Here is a 4,938-nt window from a genome sequence, read left to right on the forward strand (position 1 = left end):
GAGGACGCCGTCGCGCACCCCGTCCTGCCCGTCGCAGCCGGCGATCTCCTGCTGCACGGTGCGGGCGATCTCCACCCCGGTCAGGTCCTTGGCCTTCGCGCGCAGCATGTCCTTGATGACGACGCCCGACCAGGCCTGCGCCATCTGGAACCGTTGCCAATAGAGCGCGCCCGCCCCGGCGATGATGCCGTCATACTCCCGGGCGACGGTCTGCAACGCGATATAGCCCTCGCGGCCGCCCTGCGAGCAGCCGCACCAATAGGTGCGTTTCGCGGGCTGGCCGTAATAGGTCTTGACCAGCGCCTTGGTCCACAGGGTCTGCCACTTGACGTGCTCCGCCGAGAAGTCCGCGATCAGCCCGGCGTTGACGCGATGGCTGGCCTGGATGACGCCGAAGCCGCAGTTGAACAACAGCCAGGGCGCGCCGTGGCCGCCATCGGTGCTGGACGAGGCGAAGCCGTTGTCCGTGCCGATCGTGACGCCCGGCAACACGCCCATGCAGCCGCCGCTGCCCAGGTTCTGGATGCGGCCGTTCCACGCGACGGTGCCGCCGTCATCGGGCCGGAGCGGCAGGCCCACCCGGATCGTGATCGCCTGATGCTGGCCGTCGTCATAGCCGTCCTTGGCGCCGGACCGTCCCGAATCATAGACGAACTGGACCTGGCAGTAGGCGGCGTCCTTGGCGTTGGCGCGGACCTTGCGCGCGACCAGGCTCGACACGCCCTCCGTCGCCGCCAGCCCCAGTTTCGGATCGCGCGCGAAGGCCTCGCAGCCCGGCAACCCGGGCGCATAGGCGTCGGCCAGCGACGCGAGCGTCATCGGCGGCCCCTGCGGCGCGACCACGCCACCACTGCCGATATAGGCGCGGAACTCGCCCGGATCGAGCGCGCCGTCCCGGTCGGCGTCGGCGGTCGCGAACCGGCGCGCGCGGCCGGCGAAGAACGCGTCGCGCGTCAACGAACCCCCGGGCGCCGGCATCAGGTCGCCGACGATCAGCCGGGACTGCGGATCGGCCGCGATCGTCGTCGCGGTGACGCTGCCGCGCTTCTCGCGATCCATCGCCCCCCAGCGCAACGCCGTGAAGGCGTCGGCCTCCGCGCGATCGACGCTGTTGTCATGATTGCCGTCGACCAGCGCGAACAGCGCGTCGACGTCCTGCGCCGATGCCGCCGCCGGCGCGACCAGCATCGACAGCAGCACCGCGAGCAACCCAACCAGACGCATGCCAGCTCTCCTTTAGAAGTTCACGCGACCGGTCACGCCGAACTCACGCGGCGTGCCGAGATCGTAGCGCGCCGCACCGACGTTGCTGTAATAGTTGACGCCGCCGACATAGTAGCGTTCGTTCGTGATGTTGGTCACGAACGCCGCCAGGCTGAACAGTTTGCCCGCCGGGGTGAATTAGATCCGGCCGTTGAGCAATCCATAGGCATGGAGCAGCAGCGCGTCGGCATCGGTCGGCGTGCTCCGTTGGTCGTCCTCGAAACTGTAGTTGATCGTGCTCACGATCTTGGCGCCCGAGCCGCCGACGTCCAGCGTGTGCGCGGCGCCCACCGAGAAGGTGATCGGCGGCGCGCGCTGGAAATCGCTGTTCAGCGTGATCCCGCTCGCATTGCCGAGGTTCGTGTAGCGCAGGTTGAGGTACGCCATGTTGCCGAACAGCCGGACATGATCGCTGACCCCCACCGTATATTCCAGCTCGAAGCCATAGGACCGCGCCTTGCCGGCGTTCTGCAAGGTGATGTCGGCCTGACCGGTGGTCTGGTTGGGTGACGCCGACTGGACCTGGATGTTGTTCCAATCGACGTAAAAGGCGGTCGGGTTAATCGTGATCCGCCGATCGAGGAACTGCAATCGCGCGCCGGCTTCGTAGCTCGTCGCCTTTTCGGGATCGAAGGCGCGGATCGTCGGGTTCTGCGTGGCGCTGTACGGGTTGAAGCCGCCGCCCCGAAAGCCGCTCGACACGTTGGCGTAGGTCATGATGTCGGGCGTCCACTGATATTGCAGCCCACCGCGATAGGTGTTGCTGTGGAAGCTGCGCGCCACGTTCGCGATCGGCGCGCCCGCTGCGGTGGTCACCACCAGCGTCTTGTCGTCGCTGCTGTAGCGGAAGCCGCCGAGCAGCGTCAGCTTGTCCAGCAGCTTGAACGAGCCGTCGATGAAGCCCGCATAGGACTTCACGGTCCGCGTGCTCGGCGTCGACACCGAAGGATTGCCCAGCGTGAAATTGGGTGCTTCGGGGAGCAGCCCCGGATCACGCTGGTTATAGTAGAACCCACCCGCGACGAAATTCAACCGGTCGCCGAGCAGCTTGTTGCCGTTGAGCTGCAGCTCCTGCGAGAACGCGTTGGTCCTGGCGCGGGTGATCCCGCCCTGGAAGATCGGCGCGGGCGAGCTGTCGAGGTCGTTGCTCGCGCGGTTGTCGACCTGTTGCCAGCCCGTCAGCGACTTGATCGACAGCGTCGGGGTGACGGACCAGCCGATCGTCGCCAGCGCGTTCTTGTACTTCGTCTCGCTGAACTCCGATCGTGGCGTGCCGTACTGGCAATAATAGCAGGTCGACGCGAAGGCGTTGGTATAGAGCGGCAGCCCGCGTGCCGGCGCGACGCGCGTGTTGTAGATGAACGGGAGCGTCGCGCTCTGCCCGGCGGCCGGCGGCACCGGCGTCAGTGGACCGGGCACGTCATAGGTGAAGCCGAACAGGTGGAACTTGCTGTACTGGCCCGACAGGTCGACATAGATATCGCTTGTCGGCTGGATGCGCGCCTGCACGCGGGCGAGGTCGGTGGTGGTGTCGCCGGCCCGGCGCCCGGTGGTCTGGATGCGAACGAAGCCGTTGCGTTCGAGGTGACCGCCGGTGATCCGGATCGCGGCGAAGTCGCCGACCGGCACGTTGACCGCGCCCGACACGTCGCGCCGCGCGTAATCGCCCAGCGTCCCGGTGATGTGGCCGGAGAACCTGCCGACCTCGGCGCCGCGCGTCGTATAGCGGATCGCGCCGCCGATCGTGTTCCGCCCGAACAACGTGCCCTGCGGCCCCCGCAGCACCTCCAGGTCCGCCAGATCGACGATGTCGAACACCGTGCCGGACAGCGAGGGATAGTAGAAATCGTCCACATAGATGCCGACCGCCGGTTCGGAGCCGTTGCCCGACCGCTGCTGCCCCATGCCGCGCAGGAAGAAGGTCGCCGATCCGCCGCCGTCGCCCGCGGTCTGCGTGCTCACCTGCAGACTGGGCACGACCTGCATCAGGTCCTGCGTGTTGGAGACGTTGAGCTGCGCCAGCGCGCCCGCCGAGAGCGCGGTCACCGCGACCGGCGCCTCCTGCAACCGCTGCTCGCGCCGCTGGGCCGTCACCACGATGTCGCCGCTCTGCCCCTGCGTCGGCACGCCGGTCGCCGCCGTCGCGTTGCTCCCCTCCGGGCCGTTCGCGGTCGAGTTGTTGGAGGTGGGCTGCGTCGCCAGCGGCGAACTGCTCGTCTGCGCGTCGTCGCCGGCGGGCTTTTGCTGCTGCGCCGTCGCGGGCGATCCCGCCGCGTTCTGCGCGCGGGCGGCTTGCCCGGCGCCCGTCGCGATCACGGCGGCGGATGCCGCCAATAGCAGGCGCGGCTTCTGACCGATCATCATTCCCTCTCCTCAATGTCATCGGGCTCGTGCTCGTGCACATGCTCCGATCGGATCGTCTGTCGCGTCCTGCCTGATCGCTACCTGCGCGGGCGATGATAAGGAATGATGGCAAAAGCCCTGAGGTGTTACTAGGATTGCAACATCATGAAGCTCGGTCAGCTGAACCATCTCATCGCCGTCGCCGAACTGGGTGGCCTGCGCCGCGCCGCCCGCCATCTCGGCATCGCGCAACCGGCGATCACGCGCAGCATCCAGGAGCTGGAGCACGAGCTTGGCGTCGTCTTGTTCGAGCGCCACGCCAGCGGCATGACGCCGACGCCGATCGGGGAGGCCTTTGTCCGGCGCGGCCTGGTGGTGCAGCGCGAGCTCGAACGGGCGCGGGACGAGGTCCAGCAGCTCAAGGGGATCAGCAACGGCATCGTCTCGATCGGGCTATCGACCGCGCCGCATGTCGCCATGCTGCCGATGGTGCTGGAGCCTTTCCAGCGCCGCTATCCGGACGTGCGGCTGCGGATCACGGAAGGGCTGTTCCCCGCGCTGGAGCCCGAGATCCGCAGCGGCGCGATCGACTTCTATGTCGGTCCGCTCGCCGAGGAGGGGCTGACGGGCGAGTACATCACCGAGAAGCTGTTCAACAACAGCCGGGTCATCCTGGCGCGACGGGGCCACCGCCTGCGCGACGCCACCTCACTCGCCGAACTGAAGGGGGCACGCTGGGTCTCGACCTCCGTGACGATCAACGCCGAGGCGGAGCTGTGGCCGCTCTTCCAGCAACACGGCCTGCCCAGGCCCGTCACCGCCGTCGAGGCACGCAGCGCCTTGTCGACGATCGCCGTCGCCGCCTCGTCGGACCTGCTCGCCATGATGCCCCGCCAGTGGCTCGGTTTCGTGCGGACCGGCCGATTGCTCACCCAGATCAAGGTACGCGAGGAGCTGGTCGCCTCGACGATCTGCGTGGTCAGCCGTTCCCGCCTGCCGCTGACACCCGTCGCCCAGCATCTGTGCGACCTGTTCCGCCGCTCCGCACTGAATCAGCCCGATCCGCTTCCGTAACGCCGCGTCGGCAACGGCGATACCGGACCGGCAACACTCTCGTATATATGCTATCGTCGCCGACCCATCATCGTCGGCTAGTCACCGGATCGAGGGCGCTGAGACGCCCGCCGGCGCACGACGCTGGCACCGGGAGAGGAAAGAGTCGACATGATGCAACGATGGGGCCGTACGGCCGGGCTGGCGACCGTGCTGCCGCTTCTGATCTGGTCGCAAGGCGCCACCGCCGGGCAGGCGAACACCGCGACCACCGCGCCG

Annotated in this window: 4 protein-coding genes; 1 reads left to right on the top strand and 3 read right to left on the bottom strand. The window is 67.8% G+C overall.

Going from position 1 to position 4,938, the window contains the following annotated elements; genetic code table 11:
- The 3 genes from HUU95_RS08290 to HUU95_RS08295 all read right to left on the bottom strand — a co-directional run.
- Nucleotides 1–1,224: tannase/feruloyl esterase family alpha/beta hydrolase (locus HUU95_RS08290; RefSeq protein WP_174279688.1), on the bottom strand; the 1,224-nt coding region annotated here is incomplete at its 3' end.
- Nucleotides 1,225–1,236: 12 nt separating this feature from the next.
- Complete coding sequence (locus HUU95_RS14705; protein WP_302480108.1) at nucleotides 1,237–1,362, bottom strand: hypothetical protein; 126 nt, start codon at nucleotides 1,360–1,362, stop codon at nucleotides 1,237–1,239.
- Nucleotides 1,363–1,401: 39 nt separating this feature from the next.
- Nucleotides 1,402–3,624 (bottom strand): TonB-dependent receptor, encoded by a 2,223-nt coding sequence (locus tag HUU95_RS08295; protein WP_174279689.1) that lies wholly within the window; start codon nucleotides 3,622–3,624, stop codon nucleotides 1,402–1,404.
- A 147-nt stretch (nucleotides 3,625–3,771) separates the two neighbouring features.
- On the opposite strand from HUU95_RS08295, the gene HUU95_RS08300 reads away from it, so the two are divergent.
- Nucleotides 3,772–4,680: a LysR substrate-binding domain-containing protein gene (locus HUU95_RS08300; protein ID WP_174279690.1), complete on the top strand. Its 909-nt coding sequence runs from the start codon at nucleotides 3,772–3,774 to the stop codon at nucleotides 4,678–4,680.
- Nucleotides 4,681–4,938 lie beyond the last annotated feature (258 nt).

The organism is Sphingomonas bacterium (assembly GCF_903643065.1).
Taxonomy (GTDB): domain Bacteria; phylum Pseudomonadota; class Alphaproteobacteria; order Sphingomonadales; family Sphingomonadaceae; genus Sphingomonas.